General features: G+C 56.5%; 15 protein-coding genes. 8 read left to right on the plus strand and 7 right to left on the minus strand.

Going from position 1 to position 19585, the window contains the following annotated elements:
- The first annotated feature begins 487 nt into the window (after positions 1-487).
- The 3 genes from ACW8F6_RS00910 to ACW8F6_RS00920 all read left to right on the plus strand — a co-directional run bounded on the left by ACW8F6_RS00910 (position 488) and on the right by ACW8F6_RS00920 (position 3985).
- Positions 488-934: a hypothetical protein gene (locus ACW8F6_RS00910; RefSeq protein WP_491573948.1), complete on the plus strand. Its 447-nt coding sequence runs from the start codon at positions 488-490 to the stop codon at positions 932-934.
- Positions 935-1139: 205 nt separating this feature from the next.
- Positions 1140-2882, plus strand: coding sequence for an amidohydrolase (locus ACW8F6_RS00915; protein WP_491573949.1), 1743 nt, complete (start codon positions 1140-1142; stop codon positions 2880-2882).
- A 74-nt stretch (positions 2883-2956) separates the two neighbouring features.
- A complete protein-coding gene (locus ACW8F6_RS00920) occupies positions 2957-3985 on the plus strand; it encodes a COX15/CtaA family protein (RefSeq protein WP_491573950.1) in 1029 nt (342 codons plus the stop codon).
- Position 3986: 1 nt separating this feature from the next.
- Here ACW8F6_RS00920 and ACW8F6_RS00925 read toward each other — a convergent pair whose 3' ends face one another.
- Complete coding sequence (locus ACW8F6_RS00925) at positions 3987-4646, minus strand: SDR family oxidoreductase (RefSeq protein ID WP_491573951.1); 660 nt, start codon at positions 4644-4646, stop codon at positions 3987-3989.
- Between the two features lie 39 nt (positions 4647-4685).
- A complete protein-coding gene (locus tag ACW8F6_RS00930) occupies positions 4686-5027 on the minus strand; it encodes a DUF3088 family protein (protein WP_491573952.1) in 342 nt (113 codons plus the stop codon).
- Between the two features lie 53 nt (positions 5028-5080).
- On the opposite strand from ACW8F6_RS00930, the gene ACW8F6_RS00935 reads away from it, so the two are divergent.
- The 3 genes from ACW8F6_RS00935 (at position 5081) to ACW8F6_RS00945 (ending at position 8852) form a co-directional block, all read left to right on the plus strand.
- A complete protein-coding gene (locus ACW8F6_RS00935; RefSeq protein ID WP_491573953.1) occupies positions 5081-5662 on the plus strand; it encodes a hypothetical protein in 582 nt (193 codons plus the stop codon).
- A 34-nt stretch (positions 5663-5696) separates the two neighbouring features.
- On the plus strand, positions 5697-6389 hold the full coding sequence (locus ACW8F6_RS00940) for an aspartate/glutamate racemase family protein (RefSeq protein WP_491573954.1): 693 nt from the start codon (positions 5697-5699) through the stop codon (positions 6387-6389).
- A gap of 315 nt (positions 6390-6704) precedes the next feature.
- Positions 6705-8852 carry an extracellular catalytic domain type 1 short-chain-length polyhydroxyalkanoate depolymerase gene (locus ACW8F6_RS00945; protein WP_491573955.1) on the plus strand — a complete coding sequence of 716 codons (2148 nt, stop codon included), beginning with the start codon at positions 6705-6707 and terminating at the stop codon, positions 8850-8852.
- 72 nt (positions 8853-8924) lie between these two features.
- On the opposite strand, the gene ACW8F6_RS00950 is transcribed toward ACW8F6_RS00945, so the two are convergent.
- The 4 genes from ACW8F6_RS00950 to ACW8F6_RS00965 all read right to left on the minus strand — a co-directional run bounded on the left by ACW8F6_RS00950 (position 8925) and on the right by ACW8F6_RS00965 (position 12663).
- On the minus strand, positions 8925-10394 hold the full coding sequence (locus ACW8F6_RS00950; protein ID WP_491573956.1) for a sensor histidine kinase: 1470 nt from the start codon (positions 10392-10394) through the stop codon (positions 8925-8927).
- Positions 10391-11122, minus strand: coding sequence for a response regulator transcription factor (locus tag ACW8F6_RS00955; protein WP_491573957.1), 732 nt, complete (start codon positions 11120-11122; stop codon positions 10391-10393). Before ACW8F6_RS00955 ends, ACW8F6_RS00950 begins: the two co-directional genes overlap by 4 nt.
- An 88-nt stretch (positions 11123-11210) precedes the next feature.
- A complete protein-coding gene (locus tag ACW8F6_RS00960; RefSeq protein WP_491573958.1) occupies positions 11211-11948 on the minus strand; it encodes a spondin domain-containing protein in 738 nt (245 codons plus the stop codon).
- A 10-nt stretch (positions 11949-11958) separates the two neighbouring features.
- A complete protein-coding gene (locus ACW8F6_RS00965) occupies positions 11959-12663 on the minus strand; it encodes a spondin domain-containing protein (RefSeq protein WP_491573959.1) in 705 nt (234 codons plus the stop codon).
- A gap of 216 nt (positions 12664-12879) precedes the next feature.
- Between ACW8F6_RS00965 and ACW8F6_RS00970 the strand changes: the two genes are divergently transcribed.
- A complete protein-coding gene (locus tag ACW8F6_RS00970; protein WP_491573960.1) occupies positions 12880-15126 on the plus strand; it encodes a S9 family peptidase in 2247 nt (748 codons plus the stop codon).
- A 187-nt stretch (positions 15127-15313) separates the two neighbouring features.
- On the opposite strand, the gene ACW8F6_RS00975 is transcribed toward ACW8F6_RS00970, so the two are convergent.
- On the minus strand, positions 15314-16093 hold the full coding sequence (locus ACW8F6_RS00975) for a PEP-CTERM sorting domain-containing protein (protein ID WP_491573961.1): 780 nt from the start codon (positions 16091-16093) through the stop codon (positions 15314-15316).
- A gap of 446 nt (positions 16094-16539) precedes the next feature.
- On the opposite strand from ACW8F6_RS00975, the gene ACW8F6_RS00980 reads away from it, so the two are divergent.
- Complete coding sequence (locus ACW8F6_RS00980; RefSeq protein WP_491573962.1) at positions 16540-19578, plus strand: diguanylate cyclase; 3039 nt, start codon at positions 16540-16542, stop codon at positions 19576-19578.
- Positions 19579-19585: the final 7 nt, after the last annotated feature.

Below are 19585 nucleotides of genomic sequence, written 5' to 3' on the forward strand. Positions count from 1 at the left end.
GCCACTGGTGGATATATCTCTATCGGCACTTATTGCCAATTAGCCTTTTTTAACCGGGAAAGAACTTTGCTAGACTTGGGGTGATTGCGGCATATTATTTTTGCATTACTGCTGACCGCGCTGCATCTGAACAAAGTGAACCTTGGCAGCTTAAATGTTCAGGCTATCTCGGTGCACTGACGGACTCAGAGTCGTGAGCAATCAAGATGCGCAGAGCCACTCAGCGGCGAAATGCGTCGCTATTTAGGTTTTGCCCACTTTCTCGACAGGCGCATTGCTCTGCACTAAAAAGCAAATTGAGAAATGAAACAGACACTTTCAGGCAATACCCAGGCGATACCCAGGCGATACCCAGGCAATACATAGTCACGGCAGCCTAGATATCGCAACACAGCCAAGGTATTTAGCAACCGAACCCAAACCCTCAACACACCCGCTAGATCGCAACAGGGAAAGTAGTACCCCGTACAACACAAGGAGAATAATTGTGAGCCAATCAGCAAAACAAAACCCTTCACACGCACACAGCGGGCAATATCTGGGGGAATCTGCAAATCGCTCCTTGTCGGCCGATCAAGTCTCCGGGTTGGACGTGGTCTTTATCGATAAATACATAGATCCCACAAAATCCTACGAGCTACTGAAAAAGTTGCAGGAAAAATTTTCCTTTAGCGACCACACCCGACAGCAATTAGCCAGCGGTTATCCCGTGGTTATCAAACACAATACCGACGCTAAAAGCGCTCAGAAGCTGGTGGCCTATATCAACGATCTGGGGGGCGACTGCTGGATGCAAGACAGTAGCCCTGAAGGCTTTGTGGATAGACGCGCTGACAATCGCCGTTTAACGGTAGACCGTCGGCTTTTACACCGCGGTTGGGCCATAGTGCCCGACCGCCGTAAAACCCGCGAACGCCGCGTATTTTTTCACTGAGAGAACCCGGGCTCACACGATCCTGCTGCACGCAGGGCAGCGGTCATTACGCCGGCCGCTGCGTCCTGCCCTCTAAACCTGCCCCTCATCTATTTACCAATGCCCGGCCGCCATTGCGGCCTATCACTTGCCAGCCCCCCAGACGCCACTGGTACACTGAGCAACGCGCACAATAACAGTAATAATTCGCAACCCAGAGGCTCCCATGAATCTGTTACACCATTTCGCCACGCCTACGCGCAAGTTGCGCCCAATTGCATTGGGCGCGCTCATTTGCACACTGCTGAGCCCCGATCCTAGTTTGGCCGCAGACCTATTAATTTCCAATATTCAGGGCTACAGCCACAGTCATGCGGCACCTGCAGGTGCCGCGCCCTTTACCTTTAACGCTCTGCTGATTCGCGATGGAAAAGTATTGACCACCAATGCCGAGCGCATCGCGGCGTTGACGCGTGAAGATACACAGGTGATCGATGGTGCCGGGCGCACGCTACTGCCCGGATTGATCGACGCCCACGGCCATTTAGCCGGTCTGGCGCAATCATTGGCAAGTGTCGATTTGCGCGCGAGTCAGTCGGTGACTCAAGCTGTCGACGCTGTTGCAGCCTTCGCGCCAAACACTAAAGCCCCATGGGTAACCGGGCGCGGCTGGAACCAGGAAAATTGGCCCGATAAACGCTACCCCAAGGCTGCACACCTCGATGCATTGGCGATCGATAAGCCCGTGGTACTAGAGCGCGTAGACGGGCACGCCCTTTGGGTTAACAGCCAGGCGCTAAAACTGGCCGGGATTACCCGAGACACACCCGACCCGGCGGGCGGCCAGATAGAGCGCAATGCAGCAGGTGAGGCCACCGGTATACTCATCGACAACGCCATGCAACTGATTACCAGCAAACAACCTCAACCCACACAACAGGAACGTCAGCACCAGCTGGATACGGCGTTTAAGCACCTATTGCAACAGGGCCTCACCGGTGTGCACGATGCCGGCGTGGGTCAATTCATGATTGACGAGCTGAGTCGTCGTGCACAGGCCGGCACACTGCCTTTGCGGGTGTATGCCATGCTCGACGGCAGCAGTCCGGATCTGTCGCGCTGGCTCAAGGCCGGGCCTATTCAGGACGACCGACAAATGCTCGCCATCCGCAGCGTGAAATTGTACGCCGACGGCGCGCTCGGCAGCCGCGGCGCAGCACTGTTGGACGACTACGCCGATGCGCCGGGCAATCGCGGTTTAGCGGTCACCTCACAGTCTGCATTGATGTCGCTGTTTAGCCAAATAGACGCCGCCCAATTTCAGATTTGCGTGCACGCCATCGGCGACCAGGGCAACCGGCAGGTATTAGACAACTTTGATCAGCTGTTCAAGAGCGGTGGCAATCGCGGCTTGCGCCATCGCGTAGAGCACGCCCAGGTTGTCGCGCCCAATGATTTATCGCGCCTGGCTCAACTCGGCCTGGTCGCCTCCATGCAACCGACTCACGCCACCAGCGACATGCACATGGCAGAGGATCGTCTGGGGCAAGGGCGACTCCAGGGCGCCTATGCCTGGCGCACCCTCCTCGCCGCCGGCACCCGCATGGCCTTTGGCTCAGATTTTCCGGTAGAGCCCGCCAATCCCTTTTACGGTATTCACGCGGCAGTCACTCGGCAGGATCACCGCAATCAACCCGCGCAGGGCTGGCGCATGGACGATGCGGTCTCCGTTAGCGAGGCGATCAGCCTGTTTACCCGCGACGCGGCCTGGGCTGCGCACATGGAATCGCATTTGGGTACGCTGGAACCTGGGCAGTGGGCAGATTTTATACTTTTAGACAGCGATCCCTATCAGAGTCCACCCCAGCAATTGTGGCAGTTAAAGGTGGCGCAAACTTGGGTAGCCGGCGAGCGGCGCTGGCCCGCCGCCGCTGCCGTCAGAAACTCGGACAAGCACGCGCAGCAGTGATGTTCTTCAATTGCATTTTCCGCCGGGCCTGAGTATGTTTGTCCCTTAAAAAAATAATGTAGAAAGATTGCCCGATGATTGACTCACAAGACCGATTGAACGATCGCCGCATTGCCCAGTGGCTGCTTTTTTGTGCCAGTGCGATTTTTTGTATGATTATTTTAGGCGGCGTCACACGACTTACCGAGTCCGGGCTTTCTATTGTGGATTGGAAGCCGGTAACGGGAATTCTGCCGCCGCTAAGCGACACGGCTTGGCACGCGGAATTTGAGCGCTATAAGCAATTTCCCGAATACCAAAAAGTCAATCGCGGCATGAGTCTCGACGATTTCAAAACCATTTTCTACTACGAATACGGCCACCGGCTCCTGGGCCGACTCATCGGCGTATTTTTTCTACTGCCGTTTCTTTACTTTTTATTTGCCGGTCGGATAAAAAATGGCCTTTCACCCAAACTGTGGGGGTTATTCGTTTTAGGTGGATTGCAGGGGCTGCTGGGCTGGTACATGGTGAAAAGTGGGCTAGTCGACAACCCCCGGGTTAGTCAGTACCGGCTGGCGGCACACTTGGGCTTAGCCGTGCTCATTTACGCGTACATGCTGTGGCTGGCACTCGATTTACTGCAACCCAGAGCGGGTGGGCAGCGCTTTGCCAAACGCGCACAGGCCCTGTGCGGCCTGTTATTTTTAATGATTCTAACCGGCGCATTGGTAGCCGGTACGCGTGCGGGCTTGGTGTACCCCACTTGGCCACTTATGGGCGACAGCTTCTTCCCCAGCCAGCTCTACCACACACAACCTTTCTGGCTGGCGGCCTTTGAAGACCTGACCACCATACAATTTAATCACCGCATGCTGGCCTACACGCTGGTCGTCTTGATCGCAAGCTTGTCATTGTGCATCTGGCGCCGGCGACCAACCACACAAACCAAAGTGGCCGTATGCCTACTGAATGCAACCCTGCTTGTTCAAGTCAGCCTGGGTATCGCTACCCTGCTGCATCAAGTGCCGGTGGGTCTGGCCGCCACCCATCAGGGTGTGGCCATCGCACTGCTCAGCTGCGCGCTGTTTTTGGCACACAGCCTGCGCCTGCCCGCGCGCTAGCTTACCAGGGCAGCAGCTCGCCATTGGCGTGGCGAAATTCGCCAGTATTGTCCAGATTGAGCGCCTCTATGCGCGCGCGCAGCCGACTCGCCGCCTCTTCCGCGCTAATGTCGCCGGCGTGATTAACCATCGCTGTCTGAACAAAGCCCGGATGCAGTAGTGCCACCGCCACGCCCTTGGGCGCCAAATCCACGGCCAGCGATTTGCCCGCCACGTTTAGCGCCGCCTTTGACATCCGATAGCCGTAGTAGCCCCCGGAAGTATTGTCTGCCACCGAGCCCATGCGGCTGGTAATCAGCGCCACTTTCGCACCGCGCGGCAAATTGCCCAGCAGCGCCTGGGTGACCCGTAGGGGGCCCAGTGTATTTACGGCAAATTGGCGCTCGATGTCGCGCCAGGGCAACTCCCCCAACTGATCCCCCACCAACAAACCCGCATTGTTGATCAATAGATCAATGGTCGAGTCGCCCAGGGCGCTTTGCAGCCGGGCAATGCCGGCTTCATCGGTCACGTCCACCCGGTCAATGACCGTGGCACCGCTGGCCCTCAGGGCTTCACTGGCATCGCGGCACACGGCCGAAACCCGGTGCCCCTGCTGGCAATACTGTTGTGTTAAGGCCAGACCGATGCCCCGGTTTGCGCCAGTAATGACTATGTGCATACATTCTCCATGTTCAATCTACTGGGTTTGATAAGCGTTTCAGGACGGCACCATGGCGCCAAAGGTGGTGCCCAGCCAACGGCAAATGGCCCGTCCATCGTTTAAATAAGCGCGCCCGGTTACGGGCGACACAGGGACGCCTTCCGGTTCCACGCCTGGCGGAAAGACTAGCGCTGGGCAATTCTGCAAAGCTTCGCCGAGAGCCTCCAGCAGCGCCGCGCGCGGCCGCTCAAAGGCGATGGTTTGAATGTCCACCACCGCCGCCATGGCGGGTTCATATTGAAAGTAACCCAGCACCAGGGCGCAGTCTGGGCAAAATTGATTGGCCTCTGGCCCATAGTGGGGCGCGAGTAAATACAGTAGGGGCTTGGGTTTTGTCATGGCTTTCTCTATTCTGCTGTGACCGCGCGATAAAAATTTGACAGGAGAGTAGCATGTTAGCACTGCGTTTTCGGAATCTAAGCCAGCGCGTAGGTGGCGTCTTGCTTTTGGCCCTGGCGCTATCCCCTTTGGCAGGGGCAGATACTGCCAGCGTCCCAGACCCGGCGCAAAAACACACACTCATATCGCAATTGGCAGGCTTTCAACCATTTGTCGATAAAACCTACCGCGCAGACATGTCTGCCGATGCGGGAAAGCCTGTGGTGGATATTGCGCGCTGGGAGCGCGCGCTCAACGGTACAGCCATTCGCATACTGCATTCAATTAACCGGGGTGAATACGGCGGCGAATCCATTATTTTCTACGACCAACAAACGCAAAGCTTGCGCTTTTACTATTTCACCACTGCCGGTTTTTACACGCAGGGACAGGCGCACTTTGACGGTCATCAATTCGTCAGTGTCGAGCAGGTCAAAGGCAATAAAGACGGCATTACACAAGTAACCGCTACAGCGACACCTCAGCCCGACGGCAGTTTTGTGATGGAGTCTGTTTACATGAAAGGTCAAACGCCGGCCTCGCGCAGCCGCGCCCACTACCACCCAATTACCGACCAGCAACCTCAATTTAAATAGCGCCTCCGCGGCCGTCTATCAAAGGAATCGCTCCATGAAAACCATCGGCCTAATTGGCGGCATGAGCTGGGAATCCAGTGCCCACTACTACGCGCTGCTCAATCGCGAAGTGCGGCGCCAGCTGGGCGGATTACACTCGGCCAAGATTCTAATGGCCAGCTTGGATTTCGCAGATATCGCCACCTTGCAACGCAACGGCAACTGGCAGCAGGCCGGCGATATCCTCGCGCAGCACGCCAAACATTTGGAAATCGCCGGCGCCGATCTTCTGCTGATTGGCACCAACACCATGCACAAGGTAGCCGATACGGTCAGCCAGGCGATCGATATTCCGCTTCTGCATATTGCCGATCCCACGGCGCAGGCGCTGCAGGCGGCGTCATTTCACTCGGTGGCACTGCTGGGAACACAATTCACCATGGCTGAAGATTTTTACCGGGGGCGCTTGCGCGATCGCTACCAGCTGCAGGTGTTAACCCCCGACGAAGCAGAACAACACAACATACATCGCATTATTTTTGACGAGTTGTGCCAAGGAAAATTCTTGGACGAGTCGCGGGCTGAGCTACAGCGCGCGCTCGACAAACTCGCCAGTCAAGGCGCGCAGGCAGTCATTCTCGGCTGCACGGAATTGGGACTGCTGCTCAAAGCAGAACACTGCGCGCTACCGCTGTTCGACACCACTGAGCTGCACGCCAAAGCCGCTGTGGCCGCCGCTCTGGCGTAACGCCGTTAAGTTTCGCTACCCCAAGCAATTAATTCACCGCAAATAAAGGCGCGACTAATACCAAGGTCTAGTGGCCAGCCACACCCCGACTGCTAGGGTAGACAGGCTGCCATGGAGGCACTGCGCCGGCGAAGGCTAGGCCAAAATTGCGCCGGGCCTACCTGTCTATAGCCCGCGCCCGATGGCCTTCCCCCTTGCCGACGCCCACCGAGCCCGAGCCTATCGGCCTGGTCACACCTGCGGTATCGGTCTTCCAGATTTTGCGCTAACAAGGCGCTGGCTCAAACAATTCAATAACAAAAAGTGTTTGGAGCAATGACAATGAAAAACCTACTACGCGCGCCCTGGGCTGCGCTGCTTGCCTGTAGCTGGCTATTTTTTTCCGCCCATGGAATGGCGGGCAGTTGGCAAAACAATGTGGCATTGGGTGGTTTTAATAAGGTACATATCTACACCCCTGACAGCCAATCGCCCATTGGCAACGGGCAATCACTGCTTATTGTTTTACACGGGTGCACACAAAGCATTGATGCCTTCAAAACGGCGAATCTCGCACTGGCGGCCGAGCAGTACGGCATGGTCATCGCGGTGCCAGACGCCATGAATAAATCCGGCTTCAGTTGTTGGCACTACTGGGATGCCACAAAATCGCGCAATCACAAGGATTATAAAAACCTGATTAACCTGGCCAATGCCTTGAGTAATGATAGCGCTCGCGCCATCGATCCCGATCAGGTGTACATTGCCGGATTAAGTTCGGGCGCCGCCTTTGCCAATACCACTGCCTGCCTGGCGCCAGACGTGTTTGCCGGGATGGGCATTAGCGCCGGCCCAAGCATTGGCACCAGCTCCAGCGGTGCCATTGGCGCCTGTGAAAGCGCCAATGTCGCCAGCCGTTGCAATAGCTACGCGGGCAGTTACAAGTCGCACTTCGCCACCCAAATTGCCTCCATCGCCCACGGCGACAAAGACACCACCGTGGACACCTGTTACAACCAGCAAAATGCCAACGGCATGGCCGGCGTCTATGGCGTGTCGATTCTCAGCGGCAGCCAGACCATCAGCGAGGGCAATAAAGCCGCCGAGCAATTCATGTGGCAAAACGGTCGCGTCTCAATGTTATGGCTGAACAATCTGGATCACAGCTGGTCCGGTGGCGCCGGTGCGTCGGGCAGCTACGTCAGCAGCGCAAGCATTAACTACGCCAGCTATCTGGGCGAGTTTTTCAAAAACAACAATAAGCGAGTTAGCCGCAATACGGCGCCCACGCTCAGCTCGGTCGCCGCCAGCGTCAGTGGCAGCAGCTTGTTGATCACCGGGCGCGCCAGCGACTTGGAAGGCAGTGTGGTGTCTGTGAACGTTGTGATTGATGATTTTGACACCAGCACGCCGCCGCTCGAACTTTCCACTACACCCGATAGCGCAGACAATTTCGCCATCAGCGCTCACAATCTCGCCGACGATCTCTATGAGATTGCCGTTACTGCAGCGGACAACGAGGGCGCTGTGACGTCTCCGGCCACTGTGTTAACCCAACGGGTTGGTCCCGAGCCGCCCGCCACGGCACCGGTTGTGCAATCGGCCACGGCCAGTGTCAACGGCCAGTGCGTCACTCTCTCCGGCACCGTATACGACGACAACGGCAATTTGGCGAGCGTCAGTGCGAGCTTTAACAATGGTGCGCAATCGGCCAGCGTCGATGGCACCCAGTACACCGTCACCCAATGCAACCTGCCGGGTGGTAACAACAGCGCCACCGTTACCGCCACCGACACCACCAACCTGAGCGGCCAACGCACCGTGCAATTCACCATCGACGCCGGCTCCACGGGCAACTACAACCACCATATCAATCTGGGCCACATTACCTGGGGCGACGGATACTCCGCCTGCTATCTGGCGTTTGGCACTAGCGCCTTTACCATGCGCGAATTCAGCGCCGGCAATAATCAGTGCGAATGGATTGCCGACGGTGAGCCCAGTTGCAATGGTCCCGTGCAGGCCTGTGCCGGCGGCGGAATAGAAGATGCCGACGGCGACGGCGTGGCCGACAGTGTTGACAATTGCCCGCAGGCGGCCAACACCGATCAAGCCGATAACGATGGCGACGGCATTGGCAACGCCTGCGACAGCACACCCAACGGCGATACCCAGCCCGATGCCGATGGCGACGGCGTGGCAGACGCACTCGACAATTGCCCCAACACCGCCAATGGGGATCAAGCCGACAACGACGGCGACGGCATTGGCAATGTCTGCGATAGCACGCCCAATGGCGACTATCAGTGCACGCAGACCACAGCCAGTAACTACAGCCATGTGCAGGCCGGACGGGCCACCACCAGCGGCGGCTATGCCTATGCGCTGGGCTCGGGCAGCCGCATGGGGCTGTACAACACCTACTACAGCAGCACCCTGGCACAAACCAGTGCCGGTTATTACATCATCGGAAACTGCCCCTAGTTCCTGGCGGCGATCGGGCGTGGCAGCGGCTGCACCCGATCGCGCTAGCTACGGGTAATGACAAGGGCCGCGCTAGGCTGCTGCCAGCGAGAAGCGAAAGCAACTACCGCGGCCCGGTTCCGACTCCACCGCAATGCTGCAACCGTGCAGATCCAAAATGCGTTTCACAATAGCCAATCCCAATCCGGTGCCCTGCTCACTGTGTCGGGCCGCCGATTGGCTGCGGTAGTAGCGCTCAAAAAGATGCGGTAATTCTTCCGCACAGACGCCAATGCCGGTGTCTTGCACGCTCACGTTTACCCCTTCGGGTGCGCTCGCGATAAGTAGATTTACCCGCCCACCCTCGGGTGTATAGCGCAGTGCATTGTCGAGTAAATTTTCCAGCACTCGCTCAATCAACGCTATGTCTGCGTGCACTGGATGCGCCAGGCCTTGGCTTTCAAACGACAAAGTAACCGCCTGTGCCTTGGCCTTGAGTTCAAACTTTTGCATCACATCCTGCAGCAACTCAGCCAGAGAGAATTGTTCTAACGTTGGTTCAATCCGCCCGGCATCCAACTTGGACAATTCGAACAATTCGCTCACGAGTCGCCCCAAGCGCTGGCAGTGCTTGTAAGCGGTGGCCAAGTATCCATTGCGTTCACCGGGCGAGAGTCGCTCGCCTTTCACGGTCAACACCTCTAGATAGCCCTGCATAGAAGCCAAGGGCGTGCGCAAATCGTGCGAGACATTGGAAATTAATTCGCGCCTGAGCCGGTCGGTTTCCTCCAGGCTTTGCATTTGCGCGATAATGCGCGCCTGCATGGCCGAAAAGGTTTCCGTCATCGCCACAATTTCATTGGGATTTTGACGTATATCTGCACTGGTAAGCAGTTGCTGCTGGCGCGCAAACTGCTGCATGGCAGCCGACAGATTGCGCAGCGGCCGAGTCAACAAACTGAACAGTAAAACCCCGGCGACCAAACCAAAAATCAACAGCGCCAATATAGCCCCCGCCGCCCATTGCAGACTGTAGCTGCCTTTCAAAGAATCGCTGAGCGTGCTCACATTGGCACCGCCCAATATCACGTACAAGTAACCTTCGGGATTGTCTGCCGTCCCCACCGGAAATGCCGAAAAAACCTTAGCGCCCGCATTGGCGCGCGGGTCTGTGCCCAACACCGGTGTTTGCTCTGGTTGCGCCAGCCAGCGTTGTATAGGTGCCAGGTCAACCTGGGTGCGCAGCACATCGTCGGCGGGAATACCTTGGGCAACGATCTGTCCCTGCGCATTCAACAAATAGACTTCCACAATGGGATTGACCACCATAACGAGATTGGACAGCTCCGTCATGGCTTCATAATTCACTTGCCCCTGTGTAATCAAGGGCGCGCGATCGACAATGTACATGGCCAAACTGCGGTTAATCCGCTGGGTAATCTCCTGGTAATGTCGGTCGCTGCTCCACAATATCAACGACACATAACTCAGCCCAATCACGCTAAACAGCAGCAGAAAACTCAAGCTCAGGCGGGTGCGCAAACTCCACTGCTGCCACATCATGCCCACTCCCCAAACTTATACCCCACACCCCAGACGGTTAAAATATATTGAGGTTTACTTGGATCGGTTTCTATTTTTGCGCGCAGGCGATTGATATGGCTATTTACTGTGTGCTCGTAACCTTCGTGACCGTAACCCCACACATCGCGCAACAAGTCCATGCGCCGAAAAACTTTACCGGGATATCGGGCAAAGTGCAGCAGCAGATCAAATTCGCGGGCGGTGCATTCCACCGACTGGTTCGCTACCTTTACCGTGCGCCGCTCGGGGTCCAACCAGAGGTCGCCGACGGCGACAGGGGCCGCAGCGGCGATAGGCGGCGAACCACGCATATCGGCCCGGCGAATCAATGCCTTTACCCGCGCCACCAACTCGAGCGCGCTGAAGGGTTTGGTGAGGTAATCGTCGGCGCCCAGCTCTAAGCCCAGCACCCGGTCCAACTCCGTCGCTCGCGAAGTGAGCATCAGCACAGGCGTTTGATTGCCCTGGGCGCGCAGCTCGCGACAGACATCCAAACCGTCCAAGCCCGGCAGGCGCAAATCCAGCAAGATGACATCCCAGCTTTGGGCCATGGCTAAACGCAAACCCTCGGACCCCGTGTGCGCCAGCGTGCAGTCAGCCGATAAATCAGCTAGTTGCAATTGCACCAGCTCGGCTAAATCGCGCTCATCCTCAATAATTAATACCCTGCGTGGGGTTTGCGGGTAAGCCAGCAGTTGGGCACTCATAAAAGCCTCTGAGAGTTGGAATAACGTCGCACGTGCCGCCACACTCCGCGCGCTCACAGGCGGAGGTGTGGCGGCCTGAACAGACTGGCTATTGGGTGCGGGTTACCGTCACCTGCATGGCCGGGTTATCAAATCTGTGTAGCGCCGTTAACGTGGAATTAGCCAGGCCATCCTCGGCGCTGATCACACCGCTGTGCATCAACACCTGGTTGGCATCATCGCGCTCGGCGTTAAATCCCTCCTGCGCGCCGCCGTTAGCCGCCGGACCTGGCACTGTGTCGGCGGACTCGCTGTTTGCTTCGGTGCCAGCGTCGTAGACCAAAGTGGACACACTGATGGAGTCCCCGACGGCCAGATTTGTTACATCTAAGCCCGACACCGCACTCATGGCATCGTTGGTATTAACCAACATGGTCACCAATGACAGCGAGAGCGCCTGTGCCTGTTCGGCCGTCAGTTCGGCGCTCAGCGCTAGGGTTTCACTGTCTCCCGGCATTAACACACCCGCTCCAGACACCGCATTAAAGGCAGCGTCACCTGCGCGGATTTCCGAGAGCAGAGGGCCATTGTCGCCGCCCTCCGCCAGTTGCTCCAGCGCTTCGCTTGCCTCGGCACCCACCGCAAACAACTGTAGCGATGGCTGGTGCAGCACGACAGCCAAGGGCGATACCGGCTGCGCGGCAGTTAAATTGGTGGTGGTCACTGTAAAGCCGTAGGATTGGGTGACAGGATCAGGCTGATTATTGTCATCGCGGTTGGGACAACCGGTTAATAGCAGTGCGCTTATCAGCACACCCGCTGGCAGTATTGCCGCTGTGGGTTTCATGGCGTGCTCCTTAGTTTACGGTGACAGTGATGCGCGCCACGGGGTTTAGCCAACGGCTCTGGCTGGCGTCGATATCACTCGCGCCCGCCGTCGGATCAAGGTCGCCCAGGACGCCGCGATGCACATGTACAAAACCTTCTGCACTGGCACTGAGACCTGTGCCATTGGTTTCAATCAATGACTCCAGAGGCGGCGGCACAGGCATACCCGGCATACCAGCGGCGCCAGAGCCGCGCACTTCATCGTTGCCCTCGGTGCCCGCATCGTAGGCGTTTAACTGGAACACGTAGGTGCCGGACTCAGTGGGCAGTGCCAAACGGTCTAGGCCCACAAATCCGTCGTTACTGGGCAAGATCATCCCCACGATCGACAGCTTGGCATTGGCGCTATTGTCGCTGTTGCTAATCATCGCCGTGGTCGTCATACCTGGCCCCAAAAGACCACCCGCCGGATTGGCTACCACGGCGCCACCAACACCCGTGACCGCGGCCTCTAATTGGCTGATATCGCCCCCTTCTGCCATAACCTGCAACGCGCCGTCGGCGGCAGTGCCCAGGGTGAATAAGGGCGCACTATCCGGGTGGGCCGCCACTAGCAGGGGCGTAAAGTAACTGCCGCGAGTCAGATTCTGAATGTCGATTTGGTAGTCTGCAGCCTGAGTGCCCAAACTCAGTAGGCCCAAAGCACAGGCGCCGATAAATTTTGAAGTTGGCATAATGGTTTCCCTGTCGTTATTGGTTGAGTGGTGTACTGCGAAGCACAGTGTCTCAACCGGCGGCCGGGCAATCCTCACAGAAGTGTCACAAGAGCGTCACGATTTCGTATTTGTCTCGCACTTTGTGCTTAATTGTTGCGGGCTTATCGGTGCGAATTGTTCTTGGGCGGCCATTGCTTTACCTTTCGAGCATCTAAAAAAGCAGGTGATGACACGATGAAACTCAGACTTTTTGCCGCCCTCGCGGTGGCACTGGCGCTGCCGGCTCAAACTCAAGCCGATCATTCTGCCCTGTCGGTGGCGCGTATTTACGCCGATCCCAGCCTGAATGGCCCCGAAATGCGCGGCCTTGACCTGAGTCCCGACGGCGAGCAGGTCACCTACTTGCGCGCCAAAGCAGACAATTTTGAGCAATTGGATTTGTGGGCCTATGAGCGCGCCAGCGGCCAGCACACCCTGCTGGTAGATTCGGCCAAGCTGGTGCCAGCGCGCGAGCTATCCGACGAAGAGAAGGCGCGGCGCGAGCGCGCCCGCATCACTCACAGTGGCATCATCACTTACCAGTGGGCCGCCACGGGCGCGGGCCTGCTGTTCCCACTGTCTGGCGATCTGTTTTTCTATGACCTAAAACAGCAATCGCCCAAACAGCTCACCGCCACAGACGCCTTTGAAACCGACCCGCAAATCTCACCCGACGGCAACCAGGTGGCGTTTATTCGCGAGCAAAACCTCTATGTGATCGATATCGCCTCGGGCAAAGAGCGCCAACTCACTTTTGACGGCAGGGGCACGGTGAAAAATGGCATGGCGGAATTTGTCGCCCAAGAGGAAATGGGCCGCAGCACCGGGTTCTGGTGGTCGCCAGACAGCCAGAAAATCGCCTTTGTGCGCATCGACGAAAGTCCCGTGGGCATCGAGCAGCGCTACGAAATTGAAGGCGAATCCTTCAAGGTATTCGATCAGCGCTACCCGCGCACGGGCACGGCTAATGTGATCAACAAAGTGGGCGTTCTATCACTTAAACAGCGCAAACCCAAGCCCACTTGGCTCGACATCGGCAAGGAGACCGACATCTACATCGCTCGCGTCAATTGGTTTGCCAACAGCGAACAGGTACTGGTTCAACGCCAAAACCGCGCACAAACACAACTGGATTTACTAAAGGCCGATAGCCGCAGCGGGAAATCCACGCTGTTATTATCAGAGACGGGCAGCCACTGGGTGAACCTGCACGATCATCTGAAATTTCTAAAAGACGAAAAGCACTTCATCTGGGGCAGCGAGTCCGCAGATACCATGCAACTCTACCTCTATACCGTGGACGGTAAGCGTCTCGGAGCCATTACCCAGGGCGATGGCGTTGTATTGAACGTGGCCGGCGTCGACGAAGCAAAAGGCTGGGTGTACTTTACCGCCAACTACGACAACCCTCTAGAAACTCACCTGTATCGCGCCAAAATATTCAGCGATTCGCCGCAGGTAGAGCGCATCAGTCAGCGGGCCGGCAGCCACGACATTACCTTGTCGCCAAAAGCCAATACCTACCTGGATAATTTTTCCTCGGTCAGCCAGCCCACGCAAACTAGCTACCACAATATCGACGGCAGCCACATCGAATGGTTAGAGCGCAACGCCTTAGATGACAAACACCCCTATGCGCCCTTTTTAAAGGCGCACATTGCCCCGGAATTCGGCAGTTTGAAAGCCGCCGATGGCCAGGCCATGTACTACCAGTTGCTCAAACCTGCGAACCTGCAAGCGGGCAAGCGCTACCCGGTTATTATCGATGTCTACGGTGGCCCTCGGGCTCAACGCGTCAAAAACAGTTGGCTAGGACGCAACAGTTACTGGCATCAATACATGGCGCAACGAGGTTATGTGGTGTTCAAGCTGGACAACCGCGGCAGCGGCAATCGCGGTTTGAAATTCGAAACGCCCATCCACAAAAAACTGGGCGATATTGAATTGCGCGATCAATTAGTGGGGGTCGAGTTTCTGAAAACGCTGCCCTATGTGGATGCCGACCGCATCGGTATCTTCGGCTGGAGCTACGGTGGCTACATGACCATCATGGCGCTGTTTAAGGCACCCGAAGTCTTTCGCGCCGGCGTTTCCGTGGCACCGGTAACCGACTGGCGCCTGTATGACACCCACTACACCGAACGCTACCTGGGCCACCCCAGAGAAAATAGCGACGGCTACGATGCCAGCAACGTTTTCCCCTACCTGGATAACTACCGCGACGGTCTTTTCATCGTGCACGGCATGGCAGACGACAATGTGCTCTTCTTAAATGCCACCAAAGTCTACGCCGCCCTGCAAGATCACATGAAACCCTTTGAACAATCGAATTATCCTGGCAAAAAGCATGGCATTCGCGGCAAGGAAACCCGCATTCATCTATTTAACCAAATTACTGCGTTCTTTGACCGCAAACTTGCAGAAGCCCCGAGCACCCAGTAGCCGCCGCTTGCCCACCACACTAAAACTGGCTGAGCAGGCGATGAGGTGGCAGAGCCTTAAATCGGTCGCGCCTTGACAAAGGGCGCACTGAGGCGCATCGCTTAAGTCATCGACGCGTCGCAGGCACTATCAAAATTCAATGCAAAAAAAACCCGGCCATGCCGGGTTTTTATAATCGCAAAAACGCTTAGGCTTTTTTGCGACGACGGGTCATCATCAGACCCGCCAGACCTGCCAGCATCAACGCCAAAGAACCAGACTCTGGTAATTCAATGCCGTCGATAGAGCCGGTGTTCAGCCAGTTCAACTGATTAACAGTCAACTGCATGTGATCCGCCTCACCTGGGTTGGTGTAGTTGGGGTGATACAGGTTATCGCTCACGCCCAGCACCATGCGACCGCCGTTGGCAAACTCTTTGTAAACACCGTGGATGCCACCGTTAACATCGGTACTCCACACGCCCCAGCTTGGGTCTGCGCTGGTGATGGAGTAGTGGATATGGTAGAAGCCGCTGGCACCTGCATCGCCGAAGGGGGCCACCAGAGAGATGTCCGACTCGCCTACGCTGCCGTAGATGTTGCTGTTGCTCAGGCCAATACCGCTCGCGGCCAGTTCGCCAATATTGTTGGGATCTTCCCACAAAATAGAGCCACCGCCGTTCAGGTAAGGCAGTAACACAGTGTTCCAGTCAGCATTGAAGGAGGTAGACACGTACCAAGGCATTACGATGGTGTCGTAAGCCGCTAACAGATCTGCCGTGCTCATGGCATTCACTGTGGCAGAGTCCAGAGCAACCCAGCTGTCTGCGCCGTCACCGGGTGTCAATGCACCGCTGGTTACGACAGTATTCATGTTGGTGGCCGCGTTGCCGATGCTACCATCGGTAAACATACCAATCACGCTTGCCTGCGCACTCATACCCACCAGCGCGGCACTGATTCCTATCACCCTTAATAAATTTTTCATCGATTTCCTCTTCGATTTCGTCATACAAAACTGCGTATTGATGTGTGTACAGGCTGGGCGCTCACGACTGCCACAGTGCACACCAAAGTCAACTGCAAAAACTGATCCATTTTTCGCATAGTGAGTAAACACGGGGGCTACCAAGCTTTATAGTCCATAAATGCATAACCAAAATGTAAATAAAATCGACACATATGAGTGCCCTTTGCCCGAGCTGGCTGATAGCACGCGATTAGGAGACTTGTAATATTTTTCGACAAGTTCCGTCAGCGGTTGCAAGATCGTTAGTCTCGGTAACGGTCGACGCTGGCCCGTAATCTCACAATAAAATCACCGCTTATTGTGGTACATTGCCGCAGGTAGATAGGGCAATAGATTTGGTCAGAATAAGCATAAAAACACCAGAGGCCGTCGATGCAAATTTCAGCTGACGCTACAATCACTGCATGCGCACCGAATTAATTCCCTTTCATTCCTGGTACTTGAGTGCCAGCATTGTGGTCGGCCTGTTGATAGGCAGCCTGCAACATGCCAACGCGCAAATTACCGCACTTGCCCACTACAGCTATAACACCTGGAGCCTGGCAGAGGGCTTGCCGCAAATTACCGTCAACGCTATCAATCGCGATGCCGATGGCCGCGTATGGATCGCCACAGAAAATGGATTGGCGCGCTTCGATGGCAGCACCATGGAAGTGTTTAACACGTCCAACACACCGGCGTTGCGATCTAACTGGATCAAAACACTGTTGCGCGATAGCCAAGGGCGTCTGTGGATCAGCACGCTCAAAAATTTAGTGCTCTTTGACGGCCAGCAGTTCAAGGACATTGCCGCGCTGGCCGGCACCTCCAGTATTGTGGAAGACGCGCGCGGTACACTCTGGCTAGGCGGCGATGCGCTCTGGACCCTACAGGGCCAAACGCTTAATCAATTCAGCACTTGGCAGGGAGAAATTCGCGCGCTACTCGCCCAAGAGAACAGAATTTATTTGGCTGATCGCAGCGCTCAAATTACGCTAATTGACGGCAGCGACTACACCAAACTGCGCCTCCCCTACGCCGAGGGGCAAATTCTCGTCAACGATTTAGCCTGGCACGACAATACCCTATGGGTTGCCACCGATCGCGGATTGTTTTACTGGCAGACAAATAACCGAACTTTCCGACCTTACTCCCTGCCTGCGTCCGACAACGATCTGGAATTAGCGCCGGTGAAATCTCTGGCCAGCGACGGCGACAACACGCTCTGGCTCATTCACCATAACCGCATAATCCAGTTGGTTGGGCGCCAATTGCACAGCCTACTGCCGGGCGATACACCAGACGCGCTACCGGCGCTGCGCGGGATTTTTGTGGATAGTGACCGCAGCCTATGGGTCGGCAGCTTGACGGCCGGTTTACGCCACTATTGGCCCGCGCAAGTTGAGCAGCTCGACCAGCGGCAGGGCCTGACCGAGGCCTACACTTGGTCCTTTTGGCCGACTGCAGAAGGACTGCTGGTCGGTACCAATGCCGGTGTATTTCGCTATAAGGACGGGCAATTTGACCAGCGGGTACCCGCCGCCTGGCTGCCCGGCGGGGTTGCTTACAGTGTGCTTGAGGACTCATCGGGACGACTGTGGATAGGTACGCGCCAGGGGCTGATCAGCGTCAATCCCGACCACCAAACCACCGAGAGCTACCCGCAACTGCATGGGTTGCAAGTGAACGGTATCCTGCAGGCCAGCGACGGACATATCTACTTCGGTACCGCCAAAGGCGTATTTGCCTGGCACCAAGGGGTGATTATTCCCCGCTTTCAAAAAGACGTGGGCGCCAGCGCTGTACGCTATCTGTTAGAGGATCGCGAACAACGCATTTGGGTGGGAACGGAAACTGGCCTCTGGCGTCAAACTCCCCAGGGATTGATCCGCGCCGACCACCCCGTATTAGCGGAAACTTTCGTCACCAGCATGGTGGAGTTGAGCGACGGCCGGCGCGTGGTGGCCAGCTACCAGGACGGCCTGTTTGTACAGCACAATGGCCAATGGCGCCAGCTAACCCCCGAACAAGGCCTCCCCTCGCCCGGCGTGAATTACGTGGGCCAAGCCGGCAATGGCCTGTGGTTGCTGTTCAGCGATGGCATCTACCGCATTGAACTGGCGTCGTTGACGGCCGCCGCCCTCGGCCAAGCACCCCTGCAACCACAAATGGTATTGCACGATACCGGCGTTCAACAGGGCCGCTCGCGCATTCGCTGCTGCAACGGCGCAGGCAATGGCAAGGGGCTGCTGGTTGGCAACTGGCTATGGGCGCCGACATTATCGGGCGCTGTGCGGGTCAATGTGCAAGCGCCCCTACCCCCGCCGCCCCGGGCGCGCATCCATCGCTTGGTGCACGGCGACAATACCTTCTCCGCCAACATGCCCGCCCTGATTCCCGCCACTCAGCGCGACTTGGAAATTGGCTATAGCGCCATTGACTTTCGGTTCTCAGATTCACTGCGCTACCGCTATCGGCTACATCCTTACCAAACCCCTTGGGTCGATGCCGACGACCGTTTAACGGCCTTTTACACCAACGTACCACCGGGCAAATTTACCTTTGAAGTGCAGGCGAGTTACCGCTTGGGCACCTGGGGCGATAGCGACACATTGACGCTTTATGTAGCAAAAAAATATTACGAGACTCTGTGGTTTAAAATAGTCGCAGGCGCGCTCTTGCTAATGATGGTCTATCTGGCATTGCGCTGGCGCACCCATCGATTGCGAGAGTTACAGCGCCAATTGCAACGGGAAGTGGCAGAGCGAACACAGGATCTTGAGGCCGCCAATGCGCGCCTGGCGCAATTAAACCTGCACTTGCAGGAGACCAGCGTCACCGACGAACTAACGGGGTTGCGCAACCGGCGATTTATTCAGCAGCATATTCCCGGCCTTATGGCGCGCTTGCGACGCTTGCGCAGCACCAAAGGTGACGAATGGATTACCGGCTTTCTGCTCATAGACCTGGATCACTTTAAAAAAGTAAACGATAAGTACGGCCACAACATGGGCGACAGAGTGCTGCAATGCACAGCCAAACACCTCGCCAAAACCATTCGCACGGAAGATTACTTGCTGCGCTGGGGCGGCGAAGAATTTCTCTTAATCGTGCCCGATATTCACTGCAGTAAATTAGCCGACGTTGCCGAGCGCGTGCGCAGGGCAACGCGGGAGGCCACAAAAGATTTAGCCATTGCCGACCCGCTCAGCGCATCGGTGGGCGTGGTGCGCCACCCGCTGGTGCCCGAAGATCAACCGCTGGAAAATTGGCAAGCCAGCGTCGCGGCCGCGGATTTTGCGCTCTACGCGGCAAAAAATGCGGGGCGTAATCAGTGCGCATACTTAGCGTTTAATGCTCAGGCCCACTTCCCTTTACAGCAAAGCGTTAGCAGTGAGGCACTGGAAGACTGGCAGGCGCGGGGCCACATTCAGATCTCGCTGCTACCCAAGTCAGGCCAATAGCGCACCA

Source organism: Simiduia sp. (genome assembly GCF_058345725.1).

Coding starts and splice junctions, on each gene's coding strand:
- ACW8F6_RS00950 (WP_491573956.1), bottom strand. CDS start 10,394: ATGATGTGGCAGCAGTGGAGTTTGCGCACCCGCCTGAGCTTGAGTTTT.
- ACW8F6_RS00940 (WP_491573954.1), top strand. CDS start 5,697: ATGAAAACCATCGGCCTAATTGGCGGCATGAGCTGGGAATCCAGTGCC.
- ACW8F6_RS00920 (WP_491573950.1), top strand. CDS start 2,957: ATGATTGACTCACAAGACCGATTGAACGATCGCCGCATTGCCCAGTGG.
- ACW8F6_RS00930 (WP_491573952.1), bottom strand. CDS start 5,027: ATGACAAAACCCAAGCCCCTACTGTATTTACTCGCGCCCCACTATGGG.
- ACW8F6_RS00925 (WP_491573951.1), bottom strand. CDS start 4,646: ATGCACATAGTCATTACTGGCGCAAACCGGGGCATCGGTCTGGCCTTA.
- ACW8F6_RS00980 (WP_491573962.1), top strand. CDS start 16,540: ATGCGCACCGAATTAATTCCCTTTCATTCCTGGTACTTGAGTGCCAGC.
- ACW8F6_RS00955 (WP_491573957.1), bottom strand. CDS start 11,122: ATGAGTGCCCAACTGCTGGCTTACCCGCAAACCCCACGCAGGGTATTA.
- ACW8F6_RS00975 (WP_491573961.1), bottom strand. CDS start 16,093: ATGAAAAATTTATTAAGGGTGATAGGAATCAGTGCCGCGCTGGTGGGT.
- ACW8F6_RS00935 (WP_491573953.1), top strand. CDS start 5,081: ATGTTAGCACTGCGTTTTCGGAATCTAAGCCAGCGCGTAGGTGGCGTC.
- ACW8F6_RS00945 (WP_491573955.1), top strand. CDS start 6,705: ATGACAATGAAAAACCTACTACGCGCGCCCTGGGCTGCGCTGCTTGCC.
- ACW8F6_RS00970 (WP_491573960.1), top strand. CDS start 12,880: ATGAAACTCAGACTTTTTGCCGCCCTCGCGGTGGCACTGGCGCTGCCG.
- ACW8F6_RS00915 (WP_491573949.1), top strand. CDS start 1,140: ATGAATCTGTTACACCATTTCGCCACGCCTACGCGCAAGTTGCGCCCA.
- ACW8F6_RS00960 (WP_491573958.1), bottom strand. CDS start 11,948: ATGAAACCCACAGCGGCAATACTGCCAGCGGGTGTGCTGATAAGCGCA.
- ACW8F6_RS00965 (WP_491573959.1), bottom strand. CDS start 12,663: ATGCCAACTTCAAAATTTATCGGCGCCTGTGCTTTGGGCCTACTGAGT.